Source organism: Pseudovibrio sp. Ad37 (genome assembly GCF_001623075.1).
In the GTDB taxonomy this organism is placed as follows: Bacteria; Pseudomonadota; Alphaproteobacteria; order Rhizobiales; family Stappiaceae; genus Pseudovibrio.
Genome location: NZ_LMCF01000024.1, coordinates 97,302 through 112,960 on the forward strand (window position 1 = coordinate 97,302; position 15,659 = coordinate 112,960).

17 protein-coding genes are annotated in these 15,659 nt (G+C 50.7%); 13 read left to right on the forward strand and 4 right to left on the reverse strand.

Features of this window, described 5'->3' with window-relative positions; all coding sequences use genetic code 11:
• Window positions 1–100 precede the first annotated feature (100 nt).
• The gene (locus PsAD37_RS06790; protein WP_208991740.1) at window positions 101–718 is read right to left on the reverse strand and encodes a LysE family translocator; all 618 of its coding nucleotides are present in this window, start codon (window positions 716–718) and stop codon (window positions 101–103) included.
• A gap of 160 nt (window positions 719–878) precedes the next feature.
• Here PsAD37_RS06790 and PsAD37_RS06795 point away from each other — a divergent pair, with 160 nt between their 5' ends.
• Complete coding sequence (locus tag PsAD37_RS06795; protein WP_342633576.1) at window positions 879–1,481, forward strand: DinB family protein; 603 nt, start codon at window positions 879–881, stop codon at window positions 1,479–1,481.
• Window positions 1,482–1,585: 104 nt separating this feature from the next.
• On the opposite strand, the gene PsAD37_RS06800 is transcribed toward PsAD37_RS06795, so the two are convergent.
• Window positions 1,586–2,113, reverse strand: coding sequence for an invasion associated locus B family protein (locus PsAD37_RS06800; RefSeq protein WP_084407677.1), 528 nt, complete (start codon window positions 2,111–2,113; stop codon window positions 1,586–1,588).
• A 548-nt stretch (window positions 2,114–2,661) separates the two neighbouring features.
• On the opposite strand from PsAD37_RS06800, the gene coxB reads away from it, so the two are divergent.
• From coxB to PsAD37_RS06835, 8 genes are all read left to right on the forward strand, one after another.
• Entirely contained in the window at window positions 2,662–3,594 is a 933-nt protein-coding gene (gene coxB, locus PsAD37_RS06805) for a cytochrome c oxidase subunit II (RefSeq protein WP_063295499.1), read from the forward strand.
• Window positions 3,595–3,676: 82 nt separating this feature from the next.
• Entirely contained in the window at window positions 3,677–5,269 is a 1,593-nt protein-coding gene (gene ctaD / locus PsAD37_RS06810) for a cytochrome c oxidase subunit I (protein ID WP_063295500.1), read from the forward strand.
• A 141-nt stretch (window positions 5,270–5,410) separates the two neighbouring features.
• Window positions 5,411–6,343: a heme o synthase gene (locus PsAD37_RS06815; RefSeq protein ID WP_063295501.1), complete on the forward strand. Its 933-nt coding sequence runs from the start codon at window positions 5,411–5,413 to the stop codon at window positions 6,341–6,343.
• 23 nt (window positions 6,344–6,366) lie between these two features.
• Entirely contained in the window at window positions 6,367–6,522 is a 156-nt protein-coding gene (locus PsAD37_RS28300; protein ID WP_167550270.1) for a hypothetical protein, read from the forward strand.
• A gap of 9 nt (window positions 6,523–6,531) precedes the next feature.
• Complete coding sequence (locus PsAD37_RS06820) at window positions 6,532–7,155, forward strand: cytochrome c oxidase assembly protein (RefSeq protein ID WP_063295502.1); 624 nt, start codon at window positions 6,532–6,534, stop codon at window positions 7,153–7,155.
• A 58-nt stretch (window positions 7,156–7,213) separates the two neighbouring features.
• The gene (locus tag PsAD37_RS06825; RefSeq protein WP_063287206.1) at window positions 7,214–8,092 is read left to right on the forward strand and encodes a cytochrome c oxidase subunit 3; all 879 of its coding nucleotides are present in this window, start codon (window positions 7,214–7,216) and stop codon (window positions 8,090–8,092) included.
• A gap of 143 nt (window positions 8,093–8,235) precedes the next feature.
• Window positions 8,236–8,631 carry a DUF983 domain-containing protein gene (locus tag PsAD37_RS06830; protein ID WP_208989245.1) on the forward strand — a complete coding sequence of 132 codons (396 nt, stop codon included), beginning with the start codon at window positions 8,236–8,238 and terminating at the stop codon, window positions 8,629–8,631.
• Window positions 8,621–9,706, forward strand: a complete 1,086-nt coding sequence (locus tag PsAD37_RS06835; RefSeq protein WP_063295503.1) for an SURF1 family protein — start codon at window positions 8,621–8,623, stop codon at window positions 9,704–9,706. Before PsAD37_RS06830 ends, PsAD37_RS06835 begins: the two co-directional genes overlap by 11 nt.
• A gap of 52 nt (window positions 9,707–9,758) precedes the next feature.
• On the opposite strand, the gene PsAD37_RS06840 is transcribed toward PsAD37_RS06835, so the two are convergent.
• Both PsAD37_RS06840 and PsAD37_RS06845 read right to left on the reverse strand, forming a co-directional pair.
• A complete protein-coding gene (locus PsAD37_RS06840) occupies window positions 9,759–10,244 on the reverse strand; it encodes a peroxiredoxin (protein WP_063295504.1) in 486 nt (161 codons plus the stop codon).
• A gap of 140 nt (window positions 10,245–10,384) precedes the next feature.
• Entirely contained in the window at window positions 10,385–11,242 is an 858-nt protein-coding gene (locus PsAD37_RS06845; protein ID WP_063295505.1) for a protein-disulfide reductase DsbD domain-containing protein, read from the reverse strand.
• Window positions 11,243–11,434: 192 nt separating this feature from the next.
• Between PsAD37_RS06845 and PsAD37_RS06850 the strand changes: the two genes are divergently transcribed.
• The 4 genes from PsAD37_RS06850 to PsAD37_RS06865 all read left to right on the forward strand — a co-directional run bounded on the left by PsAD37_RS06850 (window position 11,435) and on the right by PsAD37_RS06865 (window position 15,608).
• Window positions 11,435–12,028 (forward strand): YqgE/AlgH family protein, encoded by a 594-nt coding sequence (locus PsAD37_RS06850; protein WP_063295506.1) that lies wholly within the window; start codon window positions 11,435–11,437, stop codon window positions 12,026–12,028.
• Window positions 12,029–12,218: 190 nt separating this feature from the next.
• Entirely contained in the window at window positions 12,219–13,625 is a 1,407-nt protein-coding gene (thrC, locus tag PsAD37_RS06855; protein ID WP_063295507.1) for a threonine synthase, read from the forward strand.
• Window positions 13,625–14,896, forward strand: a complete 1,272-nt coding sequence (locus PsAD37_RS06860; protein WP_063293739.1) for a pitrilysin family protein — start codon at window positions 13,625–13,627, stop codon at window positions 14,894–14,896. Before thrC ends, PsAD37_RS06860 begins: the two co-directional genes overlap by 1 nt.
• Window positions 14,897–14,960: 64 nt before the next feature.
• A complete protein-coding gene (locus PsAD37_RS06865) occupies window positions 14,961–15,608 on the forward strand; it encodes a GNAT family N-acetyltransferase (RefSeq protein WP_063295508.1) in 648 nt (215 codons plus the stop codon).
• Window positions 15,609–15,659 lie beyond the last annotated feature (51 nt).

Below are 15,659 nucleotides of genomic sequence, written 5' to 3' on the forward strand. Positions count from 1 at the left end.
AGCAGAGTGCGAGCTATTGTAGAGTATGGTCCCAAACATGCATGAGTTCCCCAATCAAACTCTTGGGATTTCACGAAGAGTTTTATGCATGCTCCGTGTTTCATCTGAAAACCAGCAATCCCATAAGGAAAACCCCGGCAGTGAGCAGGACACCACTGTTGAACCGCTTCAGGACGTCTTCCACTCGTGGAGATCGGAACAATCGTTCAACCAATCCGCCACCAAGTACGAGTGGCAGATCCAGACAGGTCGCAATTAATAGAAATGTTGTGCCGAGAACGACAAACTGGGCATCTACCGGATGCGCGTGGTTGAGGAAATGAGGGAAAAGAGCTGCTAGAAAAATGAGAGTTTTCGGATTGGCAATGCTGATCATGAAACCCGTGAGAAAGTCTGAGCCCTGACTGCTGGGTTCGGCAATCCTACGGCTTGCGGCTCTCCATCTTCGAAGGCCGAGGTAAATCAGGTAAGCCGCCCCTAAAACAGTCACGGCCTCAAAGACATAAGGATAGCTGACAATGAGCCAGGAAAGACCAAAGGAAACCAACACCACCTGAATGGCTTCCGCTGCTTTGACGCCGATGAGTGTAAAGAGACCTGCAAAAGTTCCTCCAGATGCGGATCTGGAAAGGATCAACATTTTGCTGGCGTCAGGCACAGACATGATAATCAATGTTGTGACAACAAACGCAATATAGACATGCATTGCTATGGGCACGGATCACCTGCAAAGGTCCGATCTGTTCGCATCAGAAGGCAGACGCTGCCGCAATCAAACAGAATGTGCTTCCATAGAAAACAGCACACCAAATTCAAGGTGCAAAAACCCTTTGCTTTGCGTGCCTCATTTTAGGAAAACTAAGAGGTCTCTTTGAAAAATGCAGAGACTGGTATTAATTTTTTTAGTGATGGAAATAACAGTGCTTCAATATTTTCAAGCGCAGGCCAAAAACAACGCTTGGGCGAATTATAGACTACTTTCCAGTTGCAAGAAGCTCTCTGACGATGAGCTAACTGCACAGCGGACAAGCTTTTTCCCTTCAATCCTTATGACACTGAATCATATCGTCACTGTGGATTGGTTCTATGTCAGTGCCCTAGAAGGAACGCCGCTCGGGATTAATGCATTTGATCCTGAGTACCCTTTTGAGCAACTGCCATCTCTTTTCGAAACTCAAAGAAACTCAGATCAGAAATTAATTACACACATAGGTTCAATGGATCTCGTTGATCTCTCCAAAATACATGTGCTGAGAGATGACAAGCCTTTGAGTGAGCGAGCAGACAGGCTTCTTCTGCATCTCTTCCAACATCAGACACACCATCGCGGGCAAGTGCATGCCATGTTGAGCGGAACTTCAGTCGCACCACCTCAGCTCGATGAGTTCTTTCTCAGCAATGAGATGGAGCAGAAGGCCCGTAAGGATGACTTTGCCGCACTCGGGTTCTGTGAGGCAGACATTTGGCCCGATCGCGGGTGAATAGATAGTTATGCAGTACCGTTTCCCGCGACTGAAAAGACAAAAGCCGAGGCGATTTTTATCGTCTCGGCTTTTGGATTATATTCGAAGAGAAGCACTCATGCTTAAGGCAGGGCAGCGATTGCTTCTTTCAGACCAGTCAGGGAAATCGGAATACCGATACCTTCTTCTGGTGTTTCAAAGATAATGAAGGTTGCAGTCTGACCGGTTGTGAGCTTGTCGATCAGATCCTTTTCCAGCATCGCTTCAGAAACGCAACCGCTTGGAGCAGGCAGACAGCGGATGAATGGCATCCGGCCAACATCTTTACCATCTACATTCAGGCCAAGTTGCATAGGCAGCAAAACGCCAAGTGGAGCGAGAATGCGCAAAACGGTCGCTTGCTGGTCAGCCGTCCTAAGAATAATCGCTGTCAGACCCACAGTATCACGTGCAGAATCTGTCACACTTTGAATAAGAGCACACTGCTCGACGTTGGAGCCCGGAGATTTGGCGCAACGCTGCTGCCAATCACCAAACTCGCCTTTGAGTTCGCCAAGTGCTTGTTGAGCATGACCCGCTCCGGAAAATCCGGCGGCACCCGCCACTGTCATCGCAACTGTTAGAGTCAGCGTGCGTAAAAACTGCTTCAAAAAACCTTCCTCCAGTTCACCGGCTGTGCAGTGTCTGTCTCCCCAGCCAGCCAGCGTGGGGTGTTTCCCTAAAATATTGGAATACCGCTCCTGACGTCAAAGCGCAAACTGGCATTCTTGGCTGTCCACTTAACTGACGAGGAAGGAGGGATCCAGCTCTCATTGTTCATGCCGAGGTAACGTTCCTTTTTGCCGATAAAGTGACGATTTAGTGAGTGAATTGGGACGCATAGATGGAAATGATCGATTTTCTATATAGGGAGAAGTAACTAGGTGAAAACAGCGTAGATCATTCAAAATCCAATTGCATCTGCGGATTTCTTATGTTTTTTGTCCATCTCATTGATTTAAGTCAAGTGATGCTGCGACTTATAGTCGCTATAACCTTAGGGGAATCGCGTAGAAACCCTTATTGGGTTATTATGTCGCAGATATTCACGCAGGTGTGAGGACTGGTCGGACGGGCCAACGTGGGCACCTCACATGTGTGGACAAGAAGAGGATTGTCGTTTCGACGGCATTAAGAGGGACAGGGAGCGCAAGACGTGATGAAGCTCTTGAAGCATCACCTGGCGACCATTGCCGCAACTATGGCAATCGGGTTGACGGGTTTTATGGCTAGTGCAGTCAATGCAGCACAGCCAACGCCGTGGCAGATGGGTATGCAGCCTGCGGCGACAACAGTGATGAAAGATATTCGCTGGTTTAACGATTTTACGCTGATCATTATCTCAGCAATTACAGTGTTCGTAGCACTTCTGTTGCTCATCGTGATATTCAGATTTCGCAAGAAGGCGAACCCAACGCCATCTCGCACTTCACACAACACCATGATCGAGGTCGTTTGGACAGTTGTTCCAATCCTCATTCTGGTGATGATCTCAGTTCCGTCTTTCCGTTTGCTCTTCAAACAGCTTGATATCCCTGAATACGAAATGACCATCAAGGCAACTGGTTACCAGTGGTATTGGGGTTATGAGTATGCAGATGAAGGCATGGAAGATGTTTCATTCGATGCTTATATGCTTGAAGATGCTTCTGAATTAGCAAAAGACAACTATGATCAATCTCGCGAAGCTCTCAAGCCAAATGAACCACGTCTACTGGCTGCCGACTACAACATTGTTGTCCCAGTCAATACCACAGTGCGTGTTCAGGTAACCGCAGCAGACGTGATCCACTCATTTGCTGTTCCTGCCTTCGGTATCAAGATCGACGCTGTTCCATACCGCCTCAATGAAACCTGGTTCCGTGCTGATAATACCGGCATGTTCTACGGCCAATGTTCCGAGCTATGCGGAACACGTCATGCTTTCATGCCAATTGCCGTACAGGTTGTGACCAAAGAACAGTATCAGGCCTGGGCCGAAGCTGCTCGGTCGGACGTCGACGAAGCAAACACACTCCTCGCAAAACTGATTGCTGATGAGAAGAAGGTTGCTGCTGTCGCAGCCACTGACGTGAAGGTTGTGTCCCGTTAATCGGGACCACTGATTGAGCCGAGTATGCGCGCGTTAAGGACTGCTGTGCATACGAGCAAGAACTTTACGAGGGAGCACAATTATGTCTGCGTCTGAAACGCATGCACATGACCATCCAACTGGATGGGTGCGGTGGGTCTACTCCACCAACCACAAGGATATCGGTATCCTTTATCTGATCTTCGCGATCATGGCTGGCATCGTCGGCGGTCTTCTGTCCATCGCAATGCGTATGGAACTGCAGGAACCGGGAATGCAGTTTTTCCCGAATGCTGGCATGTTCAATGTGTTCACCACAGCGCATGCGCTGATCATGATCTTCTTCATGGTAATGCCAGCGCTTATCGGTGGCTTTGCGAACTATTTTGTTCCGATCATGATCGGTGCGCCTGACATGGCGTTCCCACGCATGAACAACATTTCCTTCTGGCTTCTGCCACCAGCATTTATCTTGCTATTGCTGTCTTTGTTCGTTCCTGGAGCCGCAGGTGAGTATGGTGTTGGCGGAGGGTGGACTATCTACCCGCCGTTGTCGACATCGTCATCTCCTGGTCCTGCGATGGACTTTGCAATTCTGGCGCTTCACGTTGCCGGTGCATCTTCCATTCTGGGTGCCATCAACTTCATCACCACCATCTTCAATATGCGCGCGCCTGGCATGACCATGCACAAGATGCCGCTGTTCGTATGGTCCGTGCTTGTAACAGTCTTCCTGCTGTTGATTTCTCTGCCGGTTCTGGCTGGCGCGATCACCATGTTGCTGACAGACCGTAACTTCGACACTACCTTCTTCACAGCTGCTGGTGGTGGTGACCCGATATTGTTCCAGCACTTGTTCTGGTTCTTCGGCCACCCTGAAGTGTACATCCTGATCTTGCCTGCATTCGGCATCATCTCCCATATCATCTCCACCTTCTCGCACAAGCCAGTGTTCGGTTACATCGGCATGGCCTACGCGATGGTTGCAATTGGTGTTGTTGGCTTTGTCGTTTGGGCGCACCACATGTTCACCGTTGGTCTGTCCGCAGATACGCAGGCGTACTTCCTGTTCGCCACCATGGTGATTGCAGTGCCGACTGGCATTAAGATCTTCTCATGGATTGCGACCATGTGGGGCGGTTCTATCGAGTTCCGCACGCCAATGATCTGGGCGATCGGCTTTGTGTTCCTGTTCACCGTTGGCGGTGTAACCGGCGTTCAGCTGGCAAACGCAGGTCTCGACCGCGCACTGCATGACACCTACTACGTTGTGGCTCACTTCCACTACGTTCTGTCTCTGGGTGCTGTGTTCGCGATCTTTGCAGCCTGGTACTACTGGTTCCCTAAGATCTCCGGTTACATGTACTCCGAGTTCCTCGGAAACCTGCACTTCACACTTATGTTCATCGGTGTGAACCTCGTGTTCTTCCCGCAGCACTTCCTTGGTCTTGCTGGTATGCCACGCCGTTATGCCGACTACCCGGACGCATATGCTGGCTGGAACATGGTTTCCTCCTACGGTTCCTACCTCACCGGTTTTGCAGTGCTCATCTTCTTGTGGTGTGTCCTTGACGCATTCATCAAAAAGCGTGTGGCTGGCGATAACCCATGGGGCAAAGGCGCGACTACTCTGGAATGGACACTGTCTTCACCTCCTCCATTCCACCAGTTCGAGATTCTTCCAAAGATCAAGTAACTGCATCGAAATTGCCGGGGGCGTGTAAGCGCCCTCGGTTCTAGCTAAAGCACAAGCCCGGAAGTGCTCCAATGTTCCGGGGATGAAGACTAGAACGCTGAAAAACGGCACAGGCTTCAATATCGCGACAGAGGTACAGGCATGACAATGCTGGAACAGACACAAGGACTTCATGAGGATGCAACCGACCTTGGTGGTCGTGGAAGTGTTTCTGATTACATCGCGCTGCTCAAGCCGCGGGTAATGTCTCTTGTTGTGTTCACAGCAGCTGTTGGTCTGGTCATGGCTCCAGGCAATCAGCACCCAGTCCTCAGCTTCATTTCTATTCTTTGCATCGCCATTGGTGGTGGTGCATCTGGTGCGTTGAACATGTGGTGGGATGCAGACATTGATGCTATCATGTCTCGCACTAAAAAGCGCCCGATCCCGGCAGGCAAAATTACACGTCAGGAAGCCTTTGCTTTTGGCATGATTTTGTCCTTCGGTTCGGTCCTGACCCTAGGTCTGGTGGCAAACTGGATGGCCGCTGGCCTGCTGGCATTCACGATCTTCTTTTACGTGGTCATCTACACAATGTGGCTCAAGCGCAGCACGCCGCAGAACATCGTTATCGGTGGTGCAGCTGGCGCGCTTCCGCCAATGGTCGGCTGGGCAGCTGTTACAGGTGACGTTACGCTGGTCAGCATTGCACTGTTCATGATCACCTTCACTTGGACACCTCCACACTTCTGGGCTTTGGCGCTGGTTAAAAACGGCGACTATCAGGCTGCTGGCGTCCCAATGTTGCCGGTCGTCGCAGGCGAAACCGCGACCCGTCACCAAATCGTTTTGTATTCTTTGTTGTTGCTACCGGTTGGTATGGCACCATACTTCCTAGGCTTTGCCTCCGTATTTTATGGTGTTGGTTCTGCCATGCTTGGTTTGGTATTCCTCGGTTATGCGATCCGTGTCTGGAGAGTGCGCGAGGGTGATGCAGCCAAGAAAACAGCGATGTCTCTCTTTAAGTTCTCTTTGTTCTATCTCATGCTGATTTTTGCTGGGTTGCTCGCTGAGAACATGATTAGTCTGGTCTAACGCATAACTGGAAAGAGAAGAAAATGAGCAAGCAAAAAGCAGTTCTTTCTGAAGAGCAAATCAAGACCCGCCGCGGGCGTTCAGTGGCTCTTGCAGTCACACTCGGCGTTCTTGTTGCTATGTTTTATGTGATCACCATCGTGAAGCTCGGTCCGGGCATCATGGATCGTCCACTGTAAGAGACGCAAATGACTGATCAAAAACAAAAAACAGCAGAACAAGCCAAAGTAAATCGCAGCAATGCAACCGTTGCTGTGATTTGCGGTGGTATATTCTTTGGAATGGTTGGTTTGTCCTTTGCAGCTGTCCCGCTTTATCAGCTCTTCTGTCAGGTGACAGGCTATGGTGGAACAACACAGCGTGCAGAAGAGGCATCCGATACGATCCTGGATCGTGAGATCATCGTGAGCTTTGACGCCAACGTCGCTCCGGGTCTGGATTGGGATTTCAAACCAAAACAAAAGAAAGTCCGCGTGAAGCTGGGTCAGATGACCGAGATCATGTACGAGGCCCAAAGCCTCGCACAGCATAGCTCTACTGGGACTTCCACATTCAACGTGGCACCTTTCGAAGTAGGGGGCTACTTCAACAAAATTGATTGCTTCTGCTTTACCGAGCAACCGCTCAAGGCAGGAGAAAAGATCGATATGCCGGTCGTGTTTTTCATCGACCCGGAACTGGACAAGGACGAGAGCCTGAAGAACATTAAGGAAATCACCTTGTCCTACACATTCTTTGAATTGCCGAAAGACGGCGAGGAAGAAACAGCTGCAGTGGCTTCTCCAAGCGACGCGGCCACTGACAAGCTTTAGGTTGCGAGACGGATCTGCCTTTTGCAGAAGCGACCTTTTTTGAAATGGGGAGAAAGATATGGCTGGTGTTAAAAACCACGATTATCACATTATCGAGCCAAGCCCATGGCCATTTGTTGGGTCAGTTGGGGCGCTGGTTATGGCAATCGGCGCGATTGTATTCATGCGCATGAGTGAGGGCGGCGTAAGCTTCTCGTTTCTGAGCAACGCTGATGGCGAAACAACCGTTGGCTTTACGCTGAACGGTTGGGGCCTGTTTGCAATTGGTCTTACTATCGTTCTTTACACTATGTTTATGTGGTGGCGTGACACGGTTAAAGAATCTCGCGAAGGGCACCATACACGCGTTGTATCCTTGCACCTGCGCTACGGCATGCTGCTGTTCATCCTGTCCGAGGTTATGTTCTTCGTTGCATGGTTCTGGGCATTCTTTGATGCATCCCTGTTCGCGGGTGAAGCCGCGCAGTTTGGCCGCGTTGAGCACACTGGTGGTGTTTGGCCTCCACAGGGCATCGAAACCTTCGATCCGTGGCACCTGCCACTGCTGAACACCTTGATCCTGCTTCTGTCCGGTACAACTGTAACCTGGGCACACCACGCATTGGTTCATGGGGACCGTGATGGCCTGAAATGGGGCCTGATCGCGACAGTCGTTCTGGGTGTGATCTTCACCATCTGTCAGGCCTACGAATACTCTCATGCAGCATTTGGCTTCTCCGAGAACATTTACGGCGCAACCTTCTTCATGGCGACAGGATTCCATGGCTTCCACGTGATCGTGGGCACCATCTTCCTCGCTGTGTGTTTGTTCCGCGCACTGGCTGGTCACTTCTCCACCACCAAGCACTTTGGCTTCGAGGCTGCTGCCTGGTACTGGCACTTTGTGGATGTGGTTTGGCTGTTCCTGTTTGCATCCGTTTACATCTGGGGCGGCTAAGCTCGCGGCATTAGCCAAGAGTGGGTCTGGAATTCAGACGAAAAATGAAAAAAGATAAGGGCGGCGCAAGCCGCCTTTTTTATATGTATATGACCTAGGTGCCTTGCCAGCGTTCAAAGTCACCTGTGTATCCGAGGCTTCGCATGAGTGAGAGGAAGAAGACAAAGGCCTATCTTGGCCTTCCTGCCAATCCATTTTCAGCTGGTCTGCGCGGAAAATGTCCACGGTGCGGGGAAGGGCCATTGTTTCAGGGTCTACTAAACCTGCGTGCGTCTTGTTCCAGATGCGGTCTTTCCTATGACTTTGCAGATTCTGGAGACGGGCCTGCAGTCTTTGTCATTCTCATTCTGGGGTTTATTCTTGTTGGTGGTGTTTTGTTCGTTGAGTTTGCGTACGAACCTCCACTCTGGCTGCATTTGATTATCTGGGCACCCGTAACTGTGGTGTTGAGTGTGACGCTTCTGCGCATACTCAAAGGCCTGTTGATTGCATTGCAGTACAAGAACAATGCAGCGGAAGGAAAGCTTGATGATCGCTGAAAGGGAGATTGGCGATGCTTCATCTGATTCAAAGCCTGCGCGAAAAAACGATGTCGCCTGGCATGAGGAACCTGAGCCGGTTCCTGAACACACTCATCGCAACACGAGAAAAAACAAAGATAACACCGTGACTGATGATCAAATGGAACATGACGACACTGATGCTGAGGAAACAGTAGCAAAGCCTGGGCTAGTTGCATTTCTCAAACGCTACTGGATCTTGCACCTGTGTGCTGCAGTTGGGCTAGCTATTCTTGCCAATCTGAGTTTGTGGCAGTTCAATCGTCTGGATGAAAAGGTGGCGTTGATTGCGCGCGCTGAAGTACGGGCGACTGAACCTGCTGTTGCAGCGCCCGGCCCGGCAACCTGGGAAGATATGTCGAGCGATGAAATCGACTATATGCCTGTTGAGCTGTCTGGCCAGTTTATTATCGGCGAGCTGTACTACTTTGATACCCTGACCAAGCCGAAAGGCCCACTGGGCGGGCAGGGGTATTTTGTCTACGCACCCTTCATCACGAATGACGGCTGGAACGTTTTGGTCAACCGCGGCTTTGTTCCAATTGATCGTAAAGAGTTCAGCACACGTTTGGGTTCAGCTCCACCGCGCGGACAAATAACCATATCCGGCCTTGCCCGCAGAGCCGAAGTGGCGAGCATGTTCTCCGCAGAACCAAACCAGAAGACCAATGTGTGGTATGTGCGCGAACCGAAGGTTATGGCTGAAGCTATGGGATTGCTCCCGGACCAGACCGCGCCCTACACGATTGACCTTCAGGAGACAGTAAGCGTTGCTGGTGATCTGCCTCAGGCAGGTGAGACCCGTATGACGTTCTCTAACAATCACCTGCAATATGCCTTCACATGGGCAGGTCTGGCACTCACTCTGGTCGGCGTCTACTTTGCCTTCCTGATCAAAGCATGGCTGGATCGGGGCAAGGTCTCTTCTGAGAATGAAGATGACGATGATGAAGACGACGATGATTTTGATGCGGAAGAGGAAAAACGGAAGGCTGATCGCTTCCGGATGATATCTGACGCGGCAAGGCGCAAGCGAAATAAATTTCAGCGATAGACCGCAAAAAAGGGGAGCATGGCTCCCCTTAAACGTTCTTGGACAACTTGCTTTATAGCTGAGAAAGAATGTTCTCAGCAGAGGAGATCGTTGCTTCTCCCGGAGTTTCTTCAATATTAAGAGAAGCCAGCACGCCATCTTTCACGATCATGGAATAGCGCTTGGAACGGATGCCCATACCAAAGGCGCTTGCGTCAAGCTCAAGGCCAACTGCCTTTGTGAAATCAGCGCTGCCATCGGCGAGGAAGAGGATCTTGTCATCAGCGCGTGTGTCTCGCGCCCAGGCACCCATGACAAACGCGTCGTTCACGGAAACAACAGCAATTGTTTCGACGCCTTTTGCCTTGATAGCTTCTGCATTGTCGATGAAACCCGGCAGGTGGTTCAGATGGCAGGTTGGCGTGAACGCGCCAGGAACTGCGAACAGGACTACGGTTTTGCCGGCAAACAGCTCTTCACTGTTCGCATCCACTGGCCCGTCTGCACTCATGGTTTTGAATATAACACTTGGCAGCTTTTCGCCTACTTGAATGATCATGGAAAGTTCCCCCAATTTGCTTTTGCTGATCACAACTTAACAGACATCTCAATCAGAGGCCTGCATCTAAAAAGAAACGGGCTTCAGTTGTAGCTGCGAGCTCTCTATTTCGCAAATACAACTAAAGCCCGTAAACAAGCTTATTTCGAAGCGCTGGCCTGAGGAACTGAAACGCTTTGAGTTTCCTCAAAAGCACCATCCTTAGTCACCAGTGTAAGGCGGAGCTCAATGTCGCTCACATCTTCTGGCAGTCCAATGTAGGACATAGTCCAGTGTGCCCTGCCTTTTTTCACAGAGGTCAGCTTTGGCACGCCATGATAAGAACCAACTGGACCTTCAATGAAGAGCTCCGGCGATTTGTCCTTGGAGGAGACTTTCGCGCTGATGTTTACAGTGCGGTCCTTGCCTTCTCCGGTGATTTTTATCTCTGGAAACAAGCTCGGCATGTCACCTTGCGTGATTGGAACCCGCGCAAACGCATCATTGACCAGTTTGTCAGCAACATCATCTTTCATCGTGGCCGCAGGAAAGACGAGTGAAACTTCTGCCTGTCCAGGGATACAAATGTCTTTGCAGATGCCAAAGGTCAGGTTTGCATTCAAAATGGCGGGGCGCCCGTCATCCATGCGTTTAATCAGCAAAGGCAGCACCACCTTATCTGAATAGATCAGAGATGTGGAAAATCCGTCAGAGTAAGCCTTAGGCGCGGGGAACATCAGCTCCGCGCTAGCTATATTGACTGAATTAACAAAGCTGGCTTCTGTCGGAATACCGGCTTCACCTGGATATCTCCAGTATGTGTGCCAGCCTTCTTCAAGGCGAAATTCAATCCCGCCGCGATAGAGGCCATCGGTGTTAGGCTCACTCGCACGTAAAAGGCGAACTGCACCGCCTTGAACAATAACCCATTCAGACACACTTGATGACAAGGCGCTTGAAACAGAGGCGGAGAGCACCGCAGCAGCGATGAGGGTCGATTTGAAGAATCTAGAAATCATAGAGTCTATTTAAACGGTCCCTTTTCAAATTCCCATTAAGATTGCCTCTCAGACAATCAATGATCCGTGAACAATCTCACCTTTTTTCCACTGATCATTGATCACCGGAAAAATCCGTGAGTACCTATAATATAATTGCCTCTACACTGAACTGAGGCAATCCGTTTGAAGCATGAGGAGAGCGCCCCCAACATGTCTGGTGAAAAACCGGGTTACATTGACGGACAATATCTCATTGCCATGCCCACTATGGAGGATGGCCGTTTTGCCCATTCCGTCATCTACGTGTGTGCACACTCTGAAGAGGGAGCGATGGGGATTGTGCTCAATCAGCCGGCCCCTAACATCACATTTGGGCAACTTTTGGGTCAGTTGAACATCGTCGAAGACGAAAATGAAGATCCGCTGGCAATCGATATTTCAGAACGCAAAGTCTATCGCGGTGGGCCAGTTGATGCCGGTCGCGGTTTTGTCCTTCACTCAGACGACTATTTTCTGGAGGAGACAAGCCTCAAGATTGAAGACGGTGTTGTCCTCACTGCGACGGTCGAAGTTTTGCGTGCCATCGCAGCAGGCAAAGGCCCTAAGAAGTCATTGTTGGCATTGGGTTATGCTGGCTGGGCACCCGGCCAACTTGAGACGGAATTACAGGCAAACGGTTGGCTGACGTGTCAAACAGATCCCTCATTGATCTTTGAAGGAGAGGGCGATCAGAAGTGGCACAACGCGCTTGATATTCTTGGGATCGATCCTGGGATGTTGTCTACCGACATTGGCCACGCATGATCTTACGTGCCTAAACGAGATTTCGCCGTGCAAGTTCCTACAATTTCTGCTATTTCCCTGTGCGCACTTGAAACGCAAATGCGACAGTTTTGGGAATCTAATTTCAGATTCCAGCTAAAAACCTGAGAAATACCAATGGGGTATGGCACTAAAATGCCCTGATTCAGGTTGAGCGAGAAGGGATGTAACGGTGAGATATGTAAGTACGCGCGGCGATGCACCAGAACTCAACTTTTCTGAGGTGCTGCTCACGGGGTTGGCACGCGACGGCGGTTTGTATCTACCAAAAGAGTTCCCGCAATTATCTACTGAGGAAATTTCAGGATTTGCTGGAAAGCCTTACAGCGAAGTCGCTCTTAAGGTCATCGCCCCGTTCGTTGGCGACTCCATTCCGCATGACGACCTGAAAAAAATGATCGAGGAAGCCTATGCCAGCTTCTCGCATAAGGCTGTCGCGCCGCTCGTCCAAACTGCTCCCAACACCTACGTGCTGGAACTCTTCCACGGCCCGACCCTTGCGTTCAAAGATGTTGCAATGCAGCTACTCGGTCGCTTGATGGATTATGTGCTGGCTCAAAAAGGTGCGCGTGCAACCATCGTTGGCGCCACTTCAGGCGACACGGGCGGTGCTGCAATTGAAGCATTCCGTGGCCGCGAGCGCACAGACGTTTTTATTCTTTTCCCTGAAGGGCGCGTCTCTCCTGTTCAACAGCGCCAGATGACCACCTCCAAGGAAGACAACATTCATGCCCTCGCAGTCAAAGGCAACTTTGATGATTGTCAGGGCATCCTGAAAGATCTCTTCAACGACTTTTCTTTCCGAGAGCGCGTGGGCTTGTCTGGTGTAAACTCCATCAACTGGGCACGCATTGTGGCTCAGGTGGTGTATTACTTCACGTCCGCAGTGTCTCTGGGTGCTCCACATCGCAAAGTGTCCTTCACAGTACCGACTGGCAACTTTGGTGACGTGTTTGCTGGCTATGTGGCAGCTCAGATAGGGCTGCCAATTGAGAAGCTGGTGATCGCGACCAACACCAACGATATTCTGGCCCGTACTCTGGACACAGGCCGCTATGAAATGCGCGGTGTTGTGGCGACCACTGCACCGTCCATGGACATTCAGGTGTCGTCCAACTTCGAGCGTCTGCTGTTTGCTGCAAATAGCGAAGACAGTGCAACTGTTAAAGCTCAGATGGACAGTCTCAAGCAGTCCGGTGGCTTCACTCTCTCAGAAAAAGCCCTAGGTTTTATCAAAGAGAAGTTCTCAGCAGGTCGCGCAAGCGAAGAAGAAACAGCTAAGACCATCACTGATACTCTCAAGGAAAGTGGTTATCTGCTTGACCCGCACACTGCGGTCGCGATCCATGTCTCCAAAGAGCACAATGATGGTGTTACCCCGATGATCGTGCTGTCGACAGCACACCCGGCAAAATTCCCAGCGGCAGTAGAAAGTGCATCAGGTATTCATCCTGACCTGCCAGCTCATCTTGCTGACCTGATGGAACGTGAAGAGAAGTTTTCCGTTCTGCCAGCAGATGCGCAGGAAATTGCGAAATTCGTTGAAGGCAATGCACGTGCCGTGAAAGCAGGCGTTTAATGGCGGTCAAACTAACAAAATTAGAAAATGGCCTGACTGTAGTTACTGATCAAATGGAATACCTCAAGACAACAGCTCTTGGGGTATGGGTGAAAGCTGGTTCTCGCTCTGAAGGCGAGCATGAAAACGGCATCACCCACCTTCTGGAGCACATGGCATTCAAGGGCACCAGCAAGCGCAATGCCCGCGAAATTGCAGAGGAAATCGAAGCCGTTGGCGGCGAGATGAATGCCTCCACAAGTGTTGAGCATACAAATTACTATGTGCGCACCTTGGCAGATGATGCGCCTTTGGGGTTGGATATTCTCTCCGACATCCTTCAGGATTCAATCATTGACCCTGAAGAGCTTGCTCGCGAAAAACACGTAATCCTTCAAGAAATTGGCGCAGCACAAGACATGCCTGATGACCAGGTATTTGATGTGCTTCTGGAAACCGCATGGCCGGACCAGCCACTCGGTCGCCCAATTCTTGGTACGCCTGAAACTGTCACCGGCTTTTCTGCGGATGCCATCCGTCAGTACGTCGCGCGCAAGTACACAGCATCCGATATGGTGCTTGCTGCTGCTGGTGCAGTCGATCATGAAGCGCTCGTAGAATTGGCTGAAGCCAGCTTCTCAAAGCTGTCGAACGCAGCACCGGATGAAGACTATGTAGCGCAGTATGTCGGCGGTGAAGGCTCCATTGAGCGTGAACTGCAGGAATTGCAGGTCATCCTTGGTTTCGAAGGCCTGCCATACGAACATGAAGACTACTATGCTGTGCAGGTGCTTGCCTCGATCCTCGGCGGCGGCATGTCATCGCGCCTCTTCCAGGAAGTGCGCGAAAAGCGCGGTCTATGCTATTCTGTCTACGCGTTCCATTGGGCGTTCGCGGATACCGGCTTCTTTGGTGTTCATGCCGCAACTGGACCAGAAGATGCCGCAGAACTGACCGAAGTGCTGGTGGAACAGCTGAAAGAAATTGCCAAGGGCGTGACCGAAAAGGAAGTGTCCCGCGCCAAAGCGCAGCTGCGATCCGGATTGCTGATGGCATTGGAAAGCCCGGCAGCTCGTGCAGGCCAGATCGCCCGTCAGGTGATGATCTACGGTCATCCCGTCGCGCTGGAAGAACTGGAACGTCGCCTCAATGTTGTGTCTGCTGACCGTGTGCAGATCTTGGCAGAAAGGCTGTTTGCCTCTGACAACCCTACATATGTGAAGGTTGGACCAAAGGCGCCTATGCTAAATTATGCTGAGCTAAAAGAGCGTTTGGCAGGGATCAAAGCATAAGCCTATTGCAATTCAGGTAATGCTTTTTGCATAATGGAGCTCTGATTAAGAGGGGAGAGAAGCTGTGTCATTTTTCAAAACAAGCACATCTCCCCAATCTCTTGCGACATTGACCACAGGCCGACTGTATTTACGTGCGCCATCCATGGCGGATTTCGCGCAGTGGTATGATCTGCGAGCTCAAAGCAGAGACTTTCTGCAGCCGTGGGAACCCACGTGGCCAGCTGATGATCTGACAAAAGCTGCCTTCCGAAAACGCATCCGGCGTTACAATCGCAACATCCGCGAAGGCTCTCACTACCCGTTTTTTCTGTTCAACCGGGATACCGACGAGTTGATGGGTGGTTTGAACCTTTCCAACGTCCGTCGTGGTGTCGCACAGGCAACCTCGCTTGGGTACTGGATGGGAGCCTCCTTTGCAGGCAATGGCTTCATGAAGGAAGCCGTTCAGCGCGTCTGTTGTTTCTGCTTCAATGATTTACACTTGCACCGCATCGAAGCAGCCTGTCTGCCTTCAAATGAGGTCTCCAGAGCGCTCTTAATGAAGGTTGGATTCTCTGAACTGGGCTTTGCACCCTCGTATTTATTCATAAACGGAATGTGGCAAGACCATATTTTGTTTGGCAAAATCCGGGATTCCGCGCCTATACCAGTCAAAGTCCTGCCACAATCAGAGGCAGATGGGGATAAATTGCCTGTAACACATGCTTGAACCATGAAACTGGCGCCTTGACGATGTAATGATCTTGGCAAGGAATTCAGT

Bases quoted from the DNA above. Each gene is read 5' to 3' on its own strand.
- PsAD37_RS06795 (WP_342633576.1), top strand. From the start codon at position 879: ATGCAGAGACTGGTATTAATTTTTTTAGTGATGGAAATAACAGTGCTT.
- coxB (WP_063295499.1), top strand. From the start codon at position 2,662: ATGAAGCTCTTGAAGCATCACCTGGCGACCATTGCCGCAACTATGGCA.
- ctaD (WP_063295500.1), top strand. From the start codon at position 3,677: ATGTCTGCGTCTGAAACGCATGCACATGACCATCCAACTGGATGGGTG.
- PsAD37_RS06815 (WP_063295501.1), top strand. From the start codon at position 5,411: ATGACAATGCTGGAACAGACACAAGGACTTCATGAGGATGCAACCGAC.
- PsAD37_RS28300 (WP_167550270.1), top strand. From the start codon at position 6,367: ATGAGCAAGCAAAAAGCAGTTCTTTCTGAAGAGCAAATCAAGACCCGC.
- PsAD37_RS06820 (WP_063295502.1), top strand. From the start codon at position 6,532: ATGACTGATCAAAAACAAAAAACAGCAGAACAAGCCAAAGTAAATCGC.
- PsAD37_RS06825 (WP_063287206.1), top strand. From the start codon at position 7,214: ATGGCTGGTGTTAAAAACCACGATTATCACATTATCGAGCCAAGCCCA.
- PsAD37_RS06830 (WP_208989245.1), top strand. From the start codon at position 8,236: ATGAGTGAGAGGAAGAAGACAAAGGCCTATCTTGGCCTTCCTGCCAAT.
- PsAD37_RS06835 (WP_063295503.1), top strand. From the start codon at position 8,621: ATGATCGCTGAAAGGGAGATTGGCGATGCTTCATCTGATTCAAAGCCT.
- PsAD37_RS06840 (WP_063295504.1), bottom strand. From the start codon at position 10,244: ATGATCATTCAAGTAGGCGAAAAGCTGCCAAGTGTTATATTCAAAACC.
- PsAD37_RS06845 (WP_063295505.1), bottom strand. From the start codon at position 11,242: ATGATTTCTAGATTCTTCAAATCGACCCTCATCGCTGCTGCGGTGCTC.
- PsAD37_RS06850 (WP_063295506.1), top strand. From the start codon at position 11,435: ATGTCTGGTGAAAAACCGGGTTACATTGACGGACAATATCTCATTGCC.
- PsAD37_RS06860 (WP_063293739.1), top strand. From the start codon at position 13,625: ATGGCGGTCAAACTAACAAAATTAGAAAATGGCCTGACTGTAGTTACT.